This window comes from Alteromonas macleodii (assembly GCF_903772925.1).
GTDB lineage: Bacteria > Pseudomonadota > Gammaproteobacteria > Enterobacterales > Alteromonadaceae > Alteromonas > Alteromonas macleodii_A.
Genome location: NZ_LR812090.1, coordinates 1,791,279 through 1,810,058 on the forward strand (window position 1 = coordinate 1,791,279; position 18,780 = coordinate 1,810,058).

Sequence of the window (18,780 nt, forward strand, 5' to 3'; positions counted from 1 at the left end):
AAATTCACTTTTGTTAGAAAAGCAGTGTATTGTAAAAAGAGGCGTTAACGTGCTTAACGCCTTTTTTTGATTTCTGTATTTAGGAATCTTATTTGTTATATAACTACGCAAATCTAATGGTTTCTTTTAACCAGTTTTCTTATTGAATATTTTAGCGATGTGCCAGTCACTAACTTGAAGTTTTGTGTTTGGCTTGGCATAACGTTTCGGCCATCTTGTACTACCCAAAGTCCCTCAGAGAACGTTCCTCCAAGATTAGCATTGGTTACATCAAGCCCGTCTGTTTCCGATGCGCCGTCTATTCTTTTCATCTTGTCTGCAACGATCTGAATGAGACCAATAAGTTTTAGTGCGCTAGGTTTGTTGTTGTGAATTTGATAGATAGCGTAACTGTCATTGCCTTGGCTTGAGGCAATAAGATAGGTTTGGCTGTCTACTTCGAAAAGTGCCAGCCCTTCAACATCTGCTTCTACAGGCGCGGCTATTTCAACTATAAAGCGAGGCTCTTCATTGTTTTTGCTTACATTCAAGGCCCAGATTCCAGCACCTTCTTCCCCCAGGTAGGCAGTGTTTGTCTTGGTATTTACCACACACCCTTCAGGTTGAGAAGGTAGCGAAAAAGACTGTGTTAAGCGCCCATTGATGGTTTTGGCTGTATCAAAAGATAGGTGATATCGTTCAAAGCGTCCGCTGGTATCGTTTGCAAATACTTGAGCTTTGCCATCTGAAACAAACATACACAGGCCATAGATATCACCAAGCGTAGTGCTAATATCACCAAGGTGAGTCATGTCTCCGCGTTTATCAATCTCAAATACTGACAAACTGTTGTTTGAACGGTTTGATGCTACTGCTATGTCAATCGTCGGCGCATTGCTTTTGCGAGCTTGGCTTTGTCCGACAAATACATTGTACCCCACGTCAACGTTATTCACTCTGCCAACAGGTAAGCTTTGCAAAAGCTTACCTGATAGGTCGTAGCTATTGAGTGCCCCTTTTTTGTCGGTACCGAGAACGCGACTTTGTTGCGGTGCGAGTGAATTAACCCAAATGGCAGGGTCGTCAGCGGCATCACCATAATTTTCTACCGAGTCAGTTTCTATTTCAGGCTTAACACTGACTGCCCCGTATTTACTTTTCGACGTTACCGCTGCTGTGCTGCTACCTTTTGTAATGGTGCTTTTGGTGTGGGTGTCTTTAGTAGTGTTTTTGGTACTAACTTCTGCCTGGCCAGAATCGCACTGACTATTAAGTAATGCTTCGCTCAATGCTGGTGATAGTTCCGTGTGAAAAAAGTCCCCTGATTGGTCATCATCAACAATAAGAGAAATGCTTCTTGCACTGCTATCTAGCGATAAATGAACGTATTCGGGCTGAATAAAGGTAGCTTTACCGTCTGCATTATCTACTTCAAATGCTGAGTTGCCATCTCCTGCATCATAAACAAGCGAGACAAGCTGCGTCAGGCAAGGGGTTTGTAACCATACACCACTAGCATCTGGGCTAACCCAAGCAGAGACACCCACGCTATCTTGCTTTGATATTGAGGGTAGAGCCCTTGCAGAGACACCCACGTTATCTTGTATTGAGATTGGGGGCATTGGGGGTAGGGTGGCTACACCTTCAACAGCAACATCTCGCTCATGGAAGATTAGATCTTTCGCTAGCTCATTTTCAATATTGGTATCTAGCTGCCATACGCCGGCATATTCGTCGGCTAGATATAAGGTTTCAGTATGGGTATTCAGGGCGCAGCTTTTAATGCCCGGCCCTATCGCAAAGTCACGAAGCGACAAAAAACTTCCGTTATGAACTTCATACTGATTTAGTGTGCCAGTAGCATCAATGTTGATGACTTGTAGTTCACCATTAGCCGATGTTGCAGCGCAAATAGCTTCAGAGCCCTTGGTTGGTTGGCTTATTTGTTGACGAATTTCAAGGGGCTCTGGAGCGATGCGATACACTTCAATGTGTTGAGTGTCGTTGTTAAACATTACCAAAGACACCCATTGCTTGGTTTTATGCAATACAACTTCAGCATTTACTAGGCTGTAATTTCCCGCAATGAATTTTTTCTTTCCCGCCGAATTGCTTAACGAGACACCCTTGTATTCATTCACGTTGATATAGATAACGTGGGTGTCTTCGTTAGTGTTTTTAGGCTGGGTGTCTTTGCTGTTGTTTGCATGGGTGTCTGCGTAAGCAAACTGCTGGGTATTAGCATGGGTGTCTTTACTAATGTTGCTTTTGTAGGGAAGTGTGAGACTAAAACCGCTTTCGAGTTTTGTAAGCGGCAATACTATTTCTTGGGCATCGGTTTTTTTTGACTGTTGGTTATCATCCGCAGATTTATTCGCTGTGGTGCTAGTTGCAGTGTTAGCGGCTGCGCAACTAAATAACGCTAAACATGCGCTTGAAATCGCCGCTGCTCTACCTAAAGCCATAAAAGAACGTTGAGTGTGACGCTTTTGGGTCATTGTTGTTATTGTCCTAAAACTTTCTGAGTGTAAGCACATGCTTAGCCGAACGAGTAAAGCATGGCCTAGAAGAATTAAATGGGGAGGTCACAAACATATTGACCTTCCCCTTACTAATAGACTGGCTATCGATAAACGTACTTAGTTAAGCTGCCAGGTAAAGCCAAGCTCGAAGGTGCGCCCGTACTCTTCATACTGTGCATTTTGGCTGCGCGTATCAAAATAGTTGTAGAAGGGTTCGTCACCCAAGTTAATGCCGTTGAAATAGACCTGCATGCTATTGTTAATGTAGTAGCGTGCCATGAAATCAACCTGAATGTGGTCGTCTTCGAATCTCAACATGTCGCCATCAATTTCTTCGAAATTGTCACTCTTATAGGTGGTAGCTAAACGCACGCTGAAGTCATTGGCTTCGTAACCAATGGTTAAGTTGCCAATGCGGTCTGACTGGTTCGGTAATTGAGTTTCAAATTTCTCGCCGTCTAAGAAAGTTGTCGCTTCTGAGTCGGTAAAGGTGGCGTTGGCAGAAACAATAAAGCCGTTATTGAAAGCTTTTACCCAAGAAAGTTCTAAGCCGGTCAAATCAGCAGAATCACCATTTATTGGCTGTATGACCTCTTCAAAACCTTCCCAGCCGGTGGTGCCAGCTACGTCAGCGTACACTACAAAGTTATCGATATTCTTGTAGAACAGCCCAGCTGACATTACACCAATATCGCCTGGATAGTATTCAATCGATAAGTCGAGGTTTTGTGCTTCATACGGCTGAAGCTCAGGGTTGCCAACTTCGGCTGCGCGTTCAGTGACAAATACGCCATCGTCTTCTTCTGTTTTGCTCTCAATGATTTGGAATGCCGCTACGTCTTCAAATTTAGGTCTTGAAATAGTTTGCGTGTAAGCGGCGCGAAGCTGGAGTTTTTCTGAAAATGTATACCTAGCGTTCACGCTGGGTAACCAATGGTCATAGTCGCGCTCCGCATTCCATGGTGTATTAACCACTTCTTCAACGTCGGTTTCTTCGTTTTCTACTAGCTCTACTCGCATACCTGATGTAGAAAAGTCAGTGCGCTCATAGCGAACACCCGCAACTAGGTGGAGTTTATCAATGTCTACGCTACCCATGACATAGGCGGCAAAAATATCCTCTTCATTAATATAAGTGGCGCCGCGAGACTCCACTTCAGAATTTAGACTGTCTAATTCTAGGCTACTGCGGTTGTCGTTAAAATAACTGCGCATTTCACTGCGATTAAGCCCTGGCCCAAAGTCATCGAGTGAATAATCTGGACTTACAGCGCCAAACTGAGAAGCATCTAACTCGTCAAAGTCACCGTCGAAAATTGCTATGCTGCTGTCTCGGTCTTTTTCTCGGCTGCGGTATTTAGAACCCATTTTTAATTCGCCAATATAACCACCAAGATTAAGAGGGCGTGCTACATCGAATTTAATACTGGTTTCGGTGTCTTTGGTGTAGTTGTCTTCAAAGCTTATCTCATCTACCTCGTAAGTTGATAAGTCCATGGCATCAGCGTTTTGTGAAACAGTAGGGCGCATTGTATTTATATTGGCGTCAATACTGTCATTTTCAGTTTTAAAGACGTAATACAGGGCATCAGGTTCATCTTCATCAGATTTCGCATAACCAAGTTGCCAGTTGGCTGTCCAAGTTTTTAATTGATGTTCACCACCTAACGCCACGGTAAATATACTTTGGCTCTCAAAGCGGTCTTTACTTTCTCTTTCTATTTCCGAATCTTCGCCGTCGAACGTAAATATGTTGCCCTGGCGAAATTCATCGTCAGAAAACTCGCTGTAGAGTGTGCGAAGAAAATACTGGTTGTTAAAGTCTGGGCGAAAATCAATATTTAATGCACTACCTAAACGCTCGCGGGTGATGGTGTAATGGCGCTGTTCAAGTTCATCTTCACCGTTACTTTCCACGTTGTCTGAACCAAAGTCTCTGTCAAAATACGAGATAGCGCCAGCCACTCCCCATTCTGGTGATAGTTTCTTAGTGAAAGTGCCAGAAAGCTTAGGGCTGGTTTCATCACGCAAATCGTTTTGACTTGCCTGTACCGTCACGCTTGCGGTATCACGCGCTTTATCAAAGGCGCTTACGCTTTTGACGGCTACCGAGCCACCAATAGCGTCGCCGTCCATATCCGGGGTTACAGATTTAGAAACTTCCAAGGTTTGAATAAGCTCAGATGGAATTACGTCTAGTGCTACTGAACGTACGCCTGACTCCGGTGAAGGGATATTTAAACCGTTGATAGTCACGTTATTCAGGTTAGGGTCGATACCTCGTATTCCAACGAAACGGCCTTCACCTTGATCTCGCTCGATAGATAAACCGGGTAAGCGTTGCAAAGACTCTGCAGCATTCTGATCTGGAAACTGACCAATGGCATCAGCTGAAACAATGGAAGAAATGCGGTCTGATGCTCTTTGCTGATTAATTGCACTTGCTTGTCCGCTTCGTTGTCCGCGTACCAGTATTTCGTCAATTGTATCGCCGTTTCCAAGCTCAACGGCAGCGCGGGCAATACCGTTATCAGTCACCTGGATATCTTGTGTGACGGTTTGTTCACCTAGGTAAGAAACCTCTAGTGTGTAAGTACCCTCGGGAATAGATGGAAAGCGAAACGTACCGTCTCTGCCTGCTTCGGTGCTAAGCCCTAATTCGACAATCTTTATTTGTGCGCCGGCATAGCTGCGTGCCTTTGCGGCGTCTTTTACAGAACCGATTATTACGCCATCAGCAGCTGAAACAGGAGAAGCAATGGTGAGACCCAATGCTGTTATACAAGCAAGGGTAAGAGATGAGTACGCGGTTTTAATTTTCATTTATTTTCCAAACAATTAAGCAGTCAAAAGATGTGATAAGCAAGTGGGTAAGTACACTAAAAAGTCTGCGTGACAGTTATATGACGATGTGATGGAAGTGGTGTCTCGATAAACGAAATCGTGACAAAATTTTAGTTTGTTGAGCTAAAATGACCCTGAATTAACCTTCTGAATTAATTGGTTTTATTTTCGCTGTTTATCGTTATCTGCGCACTTTGCCATCAAGATGTCACATTGATGAGCCAAACTGACCCTCGACAGTTTCAGCAGAATTGGGCAAGACTCTCGTTTTATTTTTAACGCTTTCGCACATAGACATGGTGCGTGAGGTAATTCACCACGAGATATTCTCAAAGAGAGCATTATGTTTACCTTTTCAAACGCAACACAATTTAGACACCACAAGCTTTGGCTGGTATTTACTGCGGGCATAGTGACGCTGGCGGTTTGCTTGGCTTCTATGTTCGGTGATCTCAAAGAAAGCGCTGTAATATCAAACCTAGATATTTTGGGGGAGGGCAGTATCGCTTTTTTAACCTTGGCATGGATGCTTGCTGCCCTTGCCAGTCGTCCTCCTGGAACAGTAACTAGCCTTCTGACGATAGGGCTAGGTTTATTTTTGTTTTCCGTCAGCTTGGACTTTTTAGATGAGTTTTTTCACTACCCCGAAGAAGCTTACTGGATAAGTATGATTGAGTCTTATCCAGCAGCCGTGGGGATGGTGGTGATGACTGCGGCGCTTTATCGATGGCACTTAGAGCAGCGCGCCTTAAATTTGCAATTGCGGCGTAGGGAGTGGGATTTTCGCGATCACGACGCCATCGACCCCATAACGCAACTTTACAGAGCAGAGTATTGGAAAGAACAAATTCACAAGCAACAGCGCTCAGGTAAGTCAGCCGTTCTAGCCATCATTGATATTAATAATTTCTCTTTGTTTAACCAGAAGCATGGGTACACGGAAGGCGATAGATATCTGCATGACATTGCGCAACTAATAATTATGAATTTACGGCAGCAAGATTTAGCTTGTCGTTATGCTGGTGATCGTTTTGCCATTCTAATGCCGGATATTTCGCCCATGCAGGCTGATATTATTCTCAATGATATTAAAGCCAGTATCCAACATCTTGCTTTTAGGCACAGCCAAAATGCGAATGCGATTTACACCACTGCACGTAGCACTCAAGTAACTTTGCTGCCCAACCAGCGACTAGCAACGGTGATTAATAACATGCTCTTGGAACTTGAACGGCCACATGATAGCGCAGCCTAATAAAGGCGTTTTGTGCAAAGTAAAAAGACGCCTACGGTAAGTAATTTATGGATTTAACACTACCATTAGAAGCACTGCGTGCAGCTGAGGGCAGAGATGCTCACATTGCAGAGGCTGAGCATAACCACCCTAAAAACCCTTCTGTTATGGGTGTCTTTGCAACAGGAAATGCTGATGACCTTGGCATGGGGGTCTTCGCAAAAGCAGATGCTGATGTGCATGGCGTGGGTGTCATTGCTAGTGCTAGTGTGGTGATGTCTGTTCAAGACAAAGCGATTCGTGGGTGTTGGTTGGTGCGGGCTGCACTGGATGTGGCGCTATCGAGAGGGGCCAATAAAAATAAGGTGCTGCGAGGCACCGGTATTTTTGATGATGCCTTACAAAGTGATTCTCTACTAAGCATAAAACAGTATTCATTGCTGTTAGGGAATGTGCATGCTCAAACAAAAGGTAGCGATGTTAGCTTTATGCTCGGTGGTGCTTTAGCTTCACAGTGGCAGCACAGTCCTTTGCATGTGTTAGCAGCATGCGAAAATGTCGAAGCACTACTTTTTCACCTCACTCACCATCATATATTCAGGTGGTGTAGCTTACCGCTATGTCAATTTCAGCGTTTTGAAAACGCAAATAACATAGTATTGGTACCACAGTTAACAGGGGGTAACAGCAAGCTATCTTTATTCACTATTGAAATGGCATTAGCAAGTATCGTTTCACTGTTAAGAAATATTGCTAATAAGCGAATACGTCTGTCTTTTACTTTTACGGGTAGTCGGCCGAAAAACATCGCTGATTATGAAACCCACCTTGGTCTTAAGTTATCGTTTAACAGTCCCTTTAATAGTATTTGTATTGAAAAAGACGTATTGCTTCAGCCCCTAAAACCGGTAAGTAGAGCGGCAGACGTTTGTGAACCACAGGTCCCATCAAGCTATTTAGTAGATAACAGTTTATTACGAAGCAGTGTTACTTCATCAAAAGCAGCGTCTCTGACTACGCTGCAACCATGTCTGTCTTTGCCAGATTTTGTCAGACATTACATTTTTGCATTTAGCGCAGAAAGTGCAAATACTGGGTTACCCGAATTATCACAAAAGTTGGACGTTAGCGTGGCTACCTTGAAGCGAAAATTGAAGGAGTTTGGCGTTAGCTTTCGCACGTTGTCTGAAGAAGTCCAGCGTAATCATGCGGTAATGCTTTTGTCAGTAAATAAAGTTAGCAACGAAGTTGCTGCAAATGCAATGGGCATTAACGACCTAACTAATTTTCGCCGTACCGTAAAACGGCTTACCGGCAAAACTCCCAGCGAACTGCGTGATGCCCGTTAAACTGCGTGACTCCCAGTGAACTGCGTGATGCCCGTTAAACTGCGTGACTCCCAGTGAACTGCAAGCCTAGCCCAAAGCTTAAAAAACTAAAAGAGTAGCTGTAACCATTCAGAAGGGTTAGCTGTTGAGAGGTAAACTTCTTTTCAACGCACTTAAAACCTTTTATCCTTTGCTGCTTTAGCTTCGCACCGTGAAAGACCGTGAAGATATGGTCTTGTTGAAGCTTGTTTTACGCATTCGCACCCTTAAGGTGGCTGTTCAGCGTAGCCTTTAAACTGTTGCTGTTACGCAATAAAACCCAAAAGAGAGTTTTCTGTGCACGAAAATAACGACTTTGCACCAAATTCTATTATTCCAAACCCACTAGGTCTAACGCCTATTTTGCTTTTTGTGATCCTTGTTGTGGTAACAGGCATCACCACAAATGACATTACCGCAATGCCTATTTTGGTGGCGTTTTTCATTAGTGCCGGGTATGGCTTATGTTTGAACCCCAAAGGCAGGAAAGTTAGCTTTTCCGAAAAGGTACAAACTTTTTGCAAAGGCGGTGGCGACAAGAACATTATTCTCTTAGTGCTGATATTCTTACTGGCAGGTGCGTTTTACGCGGTGACCATCGATATTGGTGCACGAGACGCCACGGTCAACATGGCGCTGCAATTTGTTCCTTCTGCACTGATATTGCCGGGCCTGTTTTTAATTTGCTGCTTCATATCATTTTCCATGGGCACGTCAATGGGCACTATTACCGCACTTTCGCCAATAGGAGCCGGTCTTGCCACAAGCTTAGGGCTGCCTGTGGAAATGGCGCTGGGTATTGTCGTGGGGGGCGCTATGTTTGGTGACAACCTCTCGTTTGTTTCAGACACCACCATTGCAGCTACACGAACGCAGGGCGTACAGCTAAAGGACAAATTCAAAGCAAACTTAATGGTTGCTGTGCCAGCATGCATCGTCACTATGGCGTTACTGCTTATGGTTGATGTTGATACTTCAGGAATTGTAGAAGGCGGCAGCTATGATTTTTGGCGCATAGTGCCTTACTTATGCATTATTGCATTTGCGCTAACTGGGTTTAACGTTATCAGCGTACTTGCAGTGGGTATTGCCAGCGCCTGCGTGGTGGGTTTAGTTCAAGGTAGCTTTACGCCACTTTCGATGATGCAAAGTATTCAAAAAGGGATGGGCTGGATGCAAGATTTAGCCATGATTGCCATAACCATAGGCGGCATTGTTGCGCTTATGCACGCAAATGGCGGTATAACCTGGTTGATTGAGCGTTTAACTCGCAAAGTTACGTCTAAAAAAGGCGCGGAGTTTAGTATTGCTGGTTTAGTGAGCTTTTTAGATATTACAACGGCCAACAATACTATTGCCATTGTTACCGCAGGCCCTATTGCGAAAAATTTAAACGAAAAATATGGCGTAGACCCACGCCGTACGGCGTCATTACTGGATATCTTTTCGTGTAGTTTCCAGGGCTTGGTCCCTTACGGAGCACAGCTTTTAAGCGCAGCAGCCGTAGTGGGCATTTCGCCATTGGCTATTACACCTTATTGCTGGTACCCCATGCTTATATTCGTATTTGGAGTAGCAGCCATTTGGTTTGGTTTTCCTCGTTTTACGACCCCGCGGGACGATGAATTAACCCAAAGCGCTTAAATTCTCGTAACGCTTAACACACTGGCTTTTTAGGGCGGTATCTTCTAGGATCACCGCCCGAATTTTATTGATGATTAGAAACTCGCTTTAGGATGTCACTTTGTCTTCACCACTTGCTATAAAACCTCTTTACAACAAACTTGATGATTGTTTAAGCGTAGATAAATTTCGTTTGAAGCGTAGGATCACGCAGCTTGCGCAAAAAGCTAATGACGCATCTGGCGGTAAAGAAAATGGAAAAAAAGAAGAGACAAATAATTCAGTAAGCGAAGAAAATCTAAAAAAGCAGTTTGAAAAACTAGAAAGCGACATCAATACATCAATAGAAAAGCGTAATTGGCGTCAAAGCAACCTTCCTAAGGTTGAGTATCCGCCGCTGCCGGTTAGCGATAAAAAAGAAGATATCAAAGAAGCGATTGCGAATAACCAAGTGGTTATCGTAGCCGGTGAGACTGGCTCGGGTAAAACCACACAGCTACCTAAAATATGTTTAGAACTAGGTCGGGGTGTGAATGGCATGATTGCTCATACCCAGCCAAGACGATTAGCAGCAAGAAGCGTGGCCACGCGTATCGCTGAAGAGCTAAACACGCCACTTGGCGAAAAGGTAGGTTTTAAGATTCGCTTTAGCGATCAGGTAAGCGAGCGAAGCTACGTTAAACTTATGACCGACGGTATGCTGCTTGCTGAAATGCAGCAAGACCGATTCTTAAATCAATACGATACTATCATCATAGATGAAGCCCACGAGCGAAGCCTTAATATTGATTTCTTGTTAGGTTATCTGCGCCAACTGTTGGATAAGCGCCCTGATCTTAAGCTTATTATTACGTCAGCTACCATCGACCCAGAACGCTTTTCTAAACACTTTAATAATGCGCCAATTATTGAAGTGAGCGGTCGTACCTATCCGGTAGAGATTCGTTATCACGCCCCTGAAGACAATGATGATGACATCGATCAAAGTGATGCCATCGTAAATGCTGTCGACGAGCTAATGCGTGAAGCACCGGGCGATATTCTGGTTTTTCTAAGTGGTGAACGCGAGATACGCGACACCCAAGATGCCCTAAGCAAACAGCATTATCGCAATACTGAAATTGTACCGCTTTATGCTAGGCTATCGGCGGCAGAGCAAAACCGCATTTTTCAGTCACACAGCGGTAGACGCATTGTGCTAGCCACAAACGTTGCCGAGACCTCGTTAACCGTACCCGGTATCAAATACGTAATAGACCCGGGGTTTGCCCGTATTTCACGCTATAGCGCTAGAAGTAAAGTGCAGCGACTGCCTATTGAACCAATATCACAAGCCTCAGCGAATCAGCGGGCAGGGCGATGCGGCCGTGTGTCTGATGGTATTTGTATTCGCCTATACAGCGAAGACGACTATTTAGGGCGCCCAGAATTTACCGACCCAGAGATACTTCGCACTAACTTAGCGTCGGTTATTTTACAAATGCTTGCGTTAGGGTTAGGCGACATCGCTGCTTTTCCGTTTGTTCAACCGCCTGATAACCGAAATATCAACGACGGTTTTCGCTTACTTGAAGAAATCCAAGCTATCGGGAAAGGCAAAGCTAATAGAAAAACGAAGCAAAGTGGCAAGATGCAGCTTACCCCGCTGGGTCGTCAGGTGGCGCGTTTGCCTATCGACCCTCGCTATGCACGCATGGTGATTGAAGCCGAGCGCACGAACGCACTAAGCGAAGTCATGGTGATTGCGGCGGGACTCTCAATTCAAGACCCACGAGAGCGCCCACAGGAAAAACGCCAGCAAGCAGACGAGAAGCACAGTGAATATCACGACAAAGATTCAGATTTCATAAGCCTTTACAACTTGTGGGTGGCGTTTAGAGAGCAGCAAAACGCATTAAGCCAAAACCAGCTACGCAAATGGTGTAAGCAGAATTTCATCAACTATTTGCGTATGCGCGAGTGGCAAGACATTGTAAGCCAGCTCAAAAAGTCTATTGCTGAACTGGGCTTCGGTATTTCAAAGCAAGAAGCCGACTATCAGGCCATTCACCAAGCTATCGCCAGCGGTTTGTTATCACACATGGGCTTTAAAGATAAAGACCGTGAGTATATGGGGTCACGCAATTCACGCTTTTTAATTTTCCCAGGCTCAGGGTTATCAAAGTCTCAGCCAAAATGGGTAATGGCAGCCGAGCTGGTAGAAACGTCTAAACTTTTTGCCCGTATGGTGGCAAAAATAGACCCAGCGTGGGTAGAGCCTTTAGCTGAACACCTTGTGCAAAGAAGCTATTCTGAGCCTCATTGGTCTAAAAAGCGCGGCGCGGTTATTGCGTTTGAAAAGGTTACTCTGTTCGGGCTGCCTATTGTGATGAAGCGCGCAAAGGTTTACAGCCTAATCGACCCGCCAATTTGCCATGAATTGTTTATTCGCGAAGCGTTAGTAGAAGGTAACACCAAGCTCAACTACAGCTTTTTACAAGAAAATCACGCACTGCTTGAACAAGCGGATGAATTTGAGCAAAAGACTCGACGTCGCGATTTGATTGTAGATGATGAAGAGCTTGTAAGCTTTTACGCTAAACGTATTCCGGTTGAAGCCAATAATGATGCAGCGTTTAAAAAGTGGCTTAGACAGCACGGAAGCAACGACAGTTTAACCTTTAAAGAAGAAGACGTGTATCGTCAGCAGCCTGGGCAGTCGGTAGCGAACGCGTTCCCTGATGTATGGCGCCAGGGCAATATTACGCTGCCGCTACGCTATAACTTCGAGCCCAACGCTGAAGATGACGGTGTAACGGTAGTGATCCCCCTACCAGTGCTTAACCAAGTGGACAATGTAGGTTTTGATTGGCTGGTGCCGGGGCTAAGGCACGACCTCATAGTCGGCTTAATTAAAACCTTACCTAAACGTTTGCGACGCAATTTTGTGCCTGCGCCTAACTTTGCCGATGCCTGCCTTGCTGATATCAGTGAAACAGACAAAAACAATCGCCCTGTGCCTTTGCTGGAAGCGGTTAGTGATAAGCTTCGTAAAATGACTGGCGTTGTTATTGAAAGCGAAGAATGGAATCTAGCTCAGCTTGATAAGCATTTAAAAATGCACTTTGCGGTAGTGAAGGACAACGGTGATGATATTGCCAAAGGTGATGACCTACATGCGCTTAAGCAACAGTGCTCAGGACAGGTTAAGCAAACCTTTGAAAAAGCCGCGACACCAGAATTAGAGCGCAACAATATTGAACAGTGGGATTTTGAAAGCCTACCGGAAACCTTTGTGCAAAAGGTAGGCGGTTTTGAAGTACAGGCGTTCCCAGCTTTAGTGCAAAAAGGCGATAAGGTGGATATCGCGTTGATAGAAGAGGCCGATAAAGCGCAGGCGCTACATAAGCAGGGTGTTAATGTATTGATTAAAAACGCCATGCCGTCGCCGCTTAACTATTTGCAAAGTAAATTACCCAACAAAGCTAAACTGGGCCTGTATTTCAATCCATTCGGGCAAGTTAAAGCGCTGATAGATGATTGCATTTTTGCCGGTATCGACGCCATCGTCAGTGATTACAGTAAATCGAACGACACTGACATTCGAAATAAAGCTGATTTTGAGGCCTGTTTAGAGATCGCTCGAGCCAATATCAATGACAGAGTGTTAGAAATCGCCAAGCAGGTAGAGCAGGGGCTTACCCTTGCTCATCAATGCCAAAAGCAGATGAAAGGCAACGTACCGCTAACTATGATTAACGCGTTAGGTGACTGTAAAGCACATCTTGCGTCATTGGTGTTCCCTGGCTTTGTCTCTCAAATTGGCGAAAGTAGGCTGGACGATTGGAACCGGTATATTAAAGGCTTGGCCCGTCGTCTTGAGAAACTACCCATTGACCCCAACAAAGACAGAATGCATCAGGTAACGGTAGAAAAGTCGATTAAAGAATGGGAAAAAGCGTGCAGTAAGTACCCCAAAGGTAAAGTGCCTCAAGCCCTTGATGATGTGCGCTGGATGATAGAAGAGTTGCGTGTTTCTCTGTTTGCACAGCAGCTTGGTACTGCATACCCCATATCAGCCAAGCGTATAACCCTCTATTTAGCAGACTTCTAATGAAGTTATCGATATGGCAATGTGTAACGCCTAGCTTACTATGCGCGAAGCGCTTCTACATAGGCTGGTTACTTATATTAAAGCCCCACAGTACAGCGTATTGTGGGACTTAATTATTTGTATCTAATAAGCATGCATATATGCTGTTTTATCGATAGTAAAAGATAAACGTCGACTCATTGAGGTAAGACCAATACTACTTTTGCAACATTGTTGAATAAAATTTAAACAGTTCGATTGACAAGTTATCGCCATCAACCTATAACAACATTTGTAGTCGTCAGCGTAATGCTAAAAATCAGGAGAAGTAGACATGTTGGGATACGACGATAAGCGAAATTTTTTCAGGATGATGGTAAATTCGCCGTGTCAGTTGCAAATTACTGACGATGAGTCGAGCCGCACCATGCAGGCAATGTGCAAAGATATAAGCGCCACAGGAATGTCGTTAGAAGTTGACGAACCCTCAATTGAAGTGGGAACACAGGTGAGTGTTGCTATAGAATCGTCTAGCTCGCAAATCCCTTCTTTGGCAGCGTTAGCTACGGTCGTACGCTGTGAACCAGAATCTGATTCAAGCTGTATTATAGGCGTTGAAATTTCTCAGATGAAATAGATTTATCTCAGGTAAAAAGGCGAAATTAACTTCGCCTTTTCTTAAGCATACAAGCGCCATACAACGTCGTTGTATGGGCCGTATTACCTTAAAAGCGGCTTTTTTCCCACGTTTTAATAGTTGCTCGCCTAATTTATTTACTTCAAGCTTGGATTATTCGTTCTAGTCTGTCTCTTATCATTTATTAAACCGAATAAGCGGTTCAGTTTTTTCGATTTTAATCTTTTCTCTTAATTGATAATAATTCTCATTAATGCGAAAGCAAACAGATTTAACTTTTGAGAGAGCGATTATTATGAAAAAGACAATTACCTTTGCCGTTATGCACTTTTCAGTAGCCTTTACTGTAGCCTACCTACTTACGGGTAGCTTGGTAGTAGGCGGTGCGGTAGCATTAGTTGAGCCAGCAATTAATACTGTGGCCTTCTATTTCCACGAAATGGTGTGGAAAAAGTTAGAGGACAAAGAGGCGGTTACTGAAGGGCAAACAAGTGAGTCTTCACAGCAACTATCGAATAGCTTTTCGGATAGTGGTGGCTTTTCAAAGAATAGGGGCTTTTCAAATAATGCTGCAACCTTCGCTTCTTAAGATATAAGGTTTATTGCTTGCTTTAAGGCGATTTGCATAACCTATCGTTAATTCAATAAGTGAAATCAGCGCCCCAGTCTTTATAAGAACGAGGGCGCTTTTTAATTTCTAATCGTCGGTGACTTCGCAGACTAAACCTTTCAGGTAATAGCCTTCGGGGTAGCTACCAATAATAGGGTGGTCAGACGCTTGATTTAGCCTTGCAATGATTTTTATAGTGCGGCCCGCATCAAGGGCAGCGTCGGCAACGACCTTTTGAAATAAATCGGCAGGCATAAGACCTGAACAGCTGAAAGTCAGCAGTAATCCGCCAGATTTAACTGTGTGAATGCCGTACATATTAATGTCTTTATAGCCACGAGCAGCGCGGCTTAGTGTAGCTTTGCTGTCAACAAATTTTGGTGGGTCGAGTATAACCATATCGAACTGTTTGCCCTGCTCGTGATACTCCCTAAGCGCTTTGAATACATCTTTGTTGACGAAATGCGCTTTGTCCTCACTTAATCCATTAATGGCCACATGATGTTTAGCCAAATCTAACGCTGGTTGAGATACATCTACGTTAGTCACTGACTTAGCACCGCCTGAAAGGGCATAGCAAGAGAATGTGCCTGTGTAGCTGAAACAGTTTAGTACGTCAGCATCTTTCGCGTAGTGTGCAGCGGCGGCACGGCTATCGCGCTGGTCGAGATAAAAACCGGTTTTATGACCATGTTCTATATCAACAACGATACTAATGCCGTTTTCTTTTACTGTAACCTGCATGGGTGGCTCGCCGTGAAGCACGCCTGTTACAGGCTCTAGCCCCTCTTTTTTGCGTACATCAACGTCACTGCGCTCATAGACGTGAACATCAGGCATTAGCTTAGTGATTGCCCATACTATCTTATCTCGGTGCTTTTCACCGCCAGCGCTAAGAAGCTGCACCACGGCAACGTTGTCGTAGAGATCAATCGTAATACCGGGAAGACCATCGCTTTCAGACGCTATCCAACGAAACGCATTTGTTTTGGTTGGGTCGAACAAGCGCTTACGCAGTGTTAGCGCAGTTTCTAAACGGCGCAAGAAAAAGCCGTTATCAATGCTTTCATCTTTTTTAAACGTCCACATGCGAACGCGAATTTTAGAATTTGGAGAATAAGCGCCTCGCCCTAACCAATCGCCTTCAGAATCGAAAACATCTACCGTATCGCCAACCCGTGCTCGGCCTTTTAACTCAGCCACGGCGCTCTCGAAAACCCAAGGGTGTTTACGGCGAAGTGATTTATCTCTGGACGGTTGTAATATGACCTGTGCTGACATGTAGGCTCTCGTGGTAATTTAAACAATATATATTTGATGTAAGCCATATTAGATGCTTACGGTAATGGCCGCGATTATACGCATTTTCAGAGGTTCTGTGTTGAATATTATCTATGCCGACTGGTATAAACTTAGAAGAAACCCAAACTGATTGATGTTGAAGTACGTAGACAAATTACGATTAAAATTTTAAGACTAGGATTGGATGCAAAGTATGCGCTATGTGGATTTTGAAAAGGGATGCCGCCCAAGCGAACTGACTGTTAAGGAATGCGAAGGGTTATCGCTAACATCGGGAAAAGTAAAAGTAGAGGTAAAAGCATTCGGTGTAAATCGAGCAGATACCTTGCAGCGTCAAGGTAACTATCCACCTCCGCCAGGGGAAAGTGAAATCCTCGGGTTAGAGGTAGCAGGCGTTGTAATAGAAGTTGCCAGTGATGTTAGTACCTTTAAAGAAGGTGACGAAGTATTTGGTTTGGTCGCAGGTGGTGGCTATGCCACAGAAGTCATTGTTAATCCTGCTCACTTAATGATTATGCCTAAGGGCATGCGATTTTTTGAAGCGGCAGGTCTTGCCGAAGTTTTTCTTACCGCATTTCAGTGTTTACGCACCATAGCTCACATTAAGCCCGCTGAAAGAGCCTTAATACATGGGGGCGCAAGTGGTGTGGGGTTGGCCGCCACTCAGCTATGTCGATATTGGGGTGTTCATAGTGCAGTAACAGCGTCAAGCCAAGACAAGCTGAACCTTTGTGAGAACAATGGCGCCGAGCATCTAATTAACTACAAACAGCAGAAGTTTGATGACGTTTTAAAAAAAGTATGGCCTGAAGGCGTTGATATGGTACTTGATATGGTCGGTGGCGATTACCTTAACCGAAATCTTAAAGTGCTGAAGCAAGACGGCAAAGTGGTTTACCTGGCCATGCTAGCAGGGCGGTATGCTGATAACCTTGATATGGCTTTGCTTTTAGGAAAGAGAGCCTCGATTATTGGGACAACACTGAGAAATCGAAGCGACGACTATAAAGCAGACTTGATACGTGATTTCTCTAACGTATGTTTGCCCGCTTTTGAAAATAAAGAGATAAATGTAAATATCGATACTCACTATAGTATTAATGATATCGATAAGCCTCATGCGCGATTGGAAAACAACGACACGCAGGGCAAGTTGGTCATTTCTTGGTAATAGTTCGTGGTAAAAGCTCGTGTCAAAAGCTAGTGGTAAACGTCCTTAGTAAAAGCTATGGGTGAGAGCTTTTACTAAAGGCTCTCACTAAAGAGGCTTTGCTAAGGTATTTTACTTTCCAACAAAGCCTTCATCTGGCTTTGTTGGGTTTGCTTCTGCAGCACCGCGTGCAAGGTCATCACAACGCTCGTTTTCTGGGTGCCCTGAATGGCCTTTCACCCAATGCCAGTTTATCTTGTGCTTTTTCACCGCTTCATCTAGCCGTTGCCACAAGTCTGCGTTTTTAACCGGTTTTTTATCAGCAGTGCGCCAACCGTTTTTACGCCAATTATGGATCCACTGATTAATACCATTTTTTACATACTGACTGTCGGTAGTTAACTCAACATTGCACGGCTCGTTTAAGCTATTGAGCGCTTCAATCGGGGCAAGCAGTTCCATACGATTATTCGTGGTGTGGGCAAAGCCATCGCTCAACTCTTTTCTATGCTGTTTATAAATTAGTACAGCACCGTACCCGCCCGGGCCAGGGTTACCTAGACACGAGCCGTCGGTATAAATGTGAATGGTCTTTTGAGCCACAGCGTTTCCTTTAGTTTAACTCGCTTAATTTATCTTGTGTTTTCCCTTAGCGGATTGCAAAGGGGTTGATATACTATCAAAAAATGAAAGTGTAATTATAGTAGAGGTTCCATGCGCCAAATTGTTCTCGATACTGAAACCACAGGTATTGACCCCAAAGAAGGCCACCGCATTATCGAAATAGGGTGTGTTGAAGTTGTTAACCGCCGTTTGACGGGGAATCACTTTCACGTTTACATCAACCCGGGCCGCCATATTGAACAAGAAGCAATTGAAGTTCACGGCATAACCAATGAATTTCTTGCCGACAAGCCTACGTTTTCTCAAGTTGCCCAAGAGTTTGTGAGCTTTATCAAAGGGGCGCAACTTGTTATTCACAACGCTCCCTTCGACGTGGGTTTCATGGATCACGAGTTTGGAATGGAAGCCTCAACAAAAGGCGTTATCACCAGCCAGATATGTGATGTACTTGATACGCTGACCCTTGCGCGCCAAATGCACCCGGGGCAGAAAAACAACCTCGATGCATTGTGTAAACGCTACGGTATAGACAACAGCCACCGTACGCTTCACGGGGCTTTGCTGGATGCTGAAATTCTTGCCGATGTCTATTTATTAATGACCGGTGGGCAGACCAAGCTTAAATTGGCATCAAGCTCGGGCAATGACACAGACTCAACCGCTATTCGCAGGGTTAAGCGTGGCGCAAATAAATTAAAGGTTATTAAAGCTACCGCCGATGAAGTAACACAGCATGAGGCTCGCTTAGACATTGTAGAAAAAGCGGGTGGAAAATGCTTGTGGCGTCCTCAGCCTGAAGAGGTGTCTTAGCCAAAA

At 44.4% G+C, this 18,780-nt stretch carries 11 protein-coding genes and 1 pseudogene; 8 read left to right on the forward strand and 4 right to left on the reverse strand.

The window, feature by feature from the left end; genetic code table 11:
• Window positions 1-113 precede the first annotated feature (113 nt).
• A complete protein-coding gene (locus PCAR9_RS07815; protein ID WP_179983114.1) occupies window positions 114-2,477 on the reverse strand; it encodes a phytase in 2,364 nt (787 codons plus the stop codon).
• Between the two features lie 141 nt (window positions 2,478-2,618).
• A complete protein-coding gene (locus PCAR9_RS07820; protein ID WP_179983115.1) occupies window positions 2,619-5,324 on the reverse strand; it encodes a TonB-dependent receptor in 2,706 nt (901 codons plus the stop codon).
• Between the two features lie 364 nt (window positions 5,325-5,688).
• On the opposite strand from PCAR9_RS07820, the gene PCAR9_RS07825 reads away from it, so the two are divergent.
• The 6 genes and pseudogenes from PCAR9_RS07825 to PCAR9_RS20245 form a co-directional block, all read left to right on the forward strand.
• The gene (locus tag PCAR9_RS07825; RefSeq protein ID WP_179983116.1) at window positions 5,689-6,600 is read left to right on the forward strand and encodes a diguanylate cyclase domain-containing protein; all 912 of its coding nucleotides are present in this window, start codon (window positions 5,689-5,691) and stop codon (window positions 6,598-6,600) included.
• 47 nt (window positions 6,601-6,647) lie between these two features.
• Window positions 6,648-7,928: an AraC family transcriptional regulator ligand-binding domain-containing protein gene (locus PCAR9_RS07830; protein WP_179983117.1), complete on the forward strand. Its 1,281-nt coding sequence runs from the start codon at window positions 6,648-6,650 to the stop codon at window positions 7,926-7,928.
• Window positions 7,929-8,243: 315 nt separating this feature from the next.
• Complete coding sequence (locus PCAR9_RS07835; RefSeq protein WP_179983118.1) at window positions 8,244-9,590, forward strand: Na+/H+ antiporter NhaC family protein; 1,347 nt, start codon at window positions 8,244-8,246, stop codon at window positions 9,588-9,590.
• 100 nt (window positions 9,591-9,690) lie between these two features.
• Window positions 9,691-13,662 carry an ATP-dependent RNA helicase HrpA gene (gene hrpA / locus PCAR9_RS07840; protein WP_179983119.1) on the forward strand — a complete coding sequence of 1,324 codons (3,972 nt, stop codon included), beginning with the start codon at window positions 9,691-9,693 and terminating at the stop codon, window positions 13,660-13,662.
• A 313-nt stretch (window positions 13,663-13,975) separates the two neighbouring features.
• The gene (locus PCAR9_RS07845) at window positions 13,976-14,278 is read left to right on the forward strand and encodes a PilZ domain-containing protein (RefSeq protein WP_118495239.1); all 303 of its coding nucleotides are present in this window, start codon (window positions 13,976-13,978) and stop codon (window positions 14,276-14,278) included.
• A 295-nt stretch (window positions 14,279-14,573) separates the two neighbouring features.
• Window positions 14,574-14,747: pseudogene (locus PCAR9_RS20245) on the forward strand (DUF2061 domain-containing protein); the annotation flags it as partial.
• Window positions 14,748-14,975: 228 nt separating this feature from the next.
• Here PCAR9_RS20245 and PCAR9_RS07855 read toward each other — a convergent pair.
• Window positions 14,976-16,169: a class I SAM-dependent rRNA methyltransferase gene (locus PCAR9_RS07855; RefSeq protein ID WP_179983120.1), complete on the reverse strand. Its 1,194-nt coding sequence runs from the start codon at window positions 16,167-16,169 to the stop codon at window positions 14,976-14,978.
• 214 nt (window positions 16,170-16,383) lie between these two features.
• On the opposite strand from PCAR9_RS07855, the gene PCAR9_RS07860 reads away from it, so the two are divergent.
• Window positions 16,384-17,361: an NAD(P)H-quinone oxidoreductase gene (locus PCAR9_RS07860; RefSeq protein WP_179985180.1), complete on the forward strand. Its 978-nt coding sequence runs from the start codon at window positions 16,384-16,386 to the stop codon at window positions 17,359-17,361.
• A gap of 111 nt (window positions 17,362-17,472) precedes the next feature.
• Here the strand turns inward: PCAR9_RS07860 and rnhA are convergent, their stop codons facing one another.
• Window positions 17,473-17,943, reverse strand: a complete 471-nt coding sequence (rnhA, locus tag PCAR9_RS07865) for a ribonuclease HI (RefSeq protein ID WP_014949181.1) — start codon at window positions 17,941-17,943, stop codon at window positions 17,473-17,475.
• Between the two features lie 111 nt (window positions 17,944-18,054).
• On the opposite strand from rnhA, the gene dnaQ reads away from it, so the two are divergent.
• Complete coding sequence (dnaQ, locus tag PCAR9_RS07870; protein ID WP_179983121.1) at window positions 18,055-18,774, forward strand: DNA polymerase III subunit epsilon; 720 nt, start codon at window positions 18,055-18,057, stop codon at window positions 18,772-18,774.
• Window positions 18,775-18,780 lie beyond the last annotated feature (6 nt).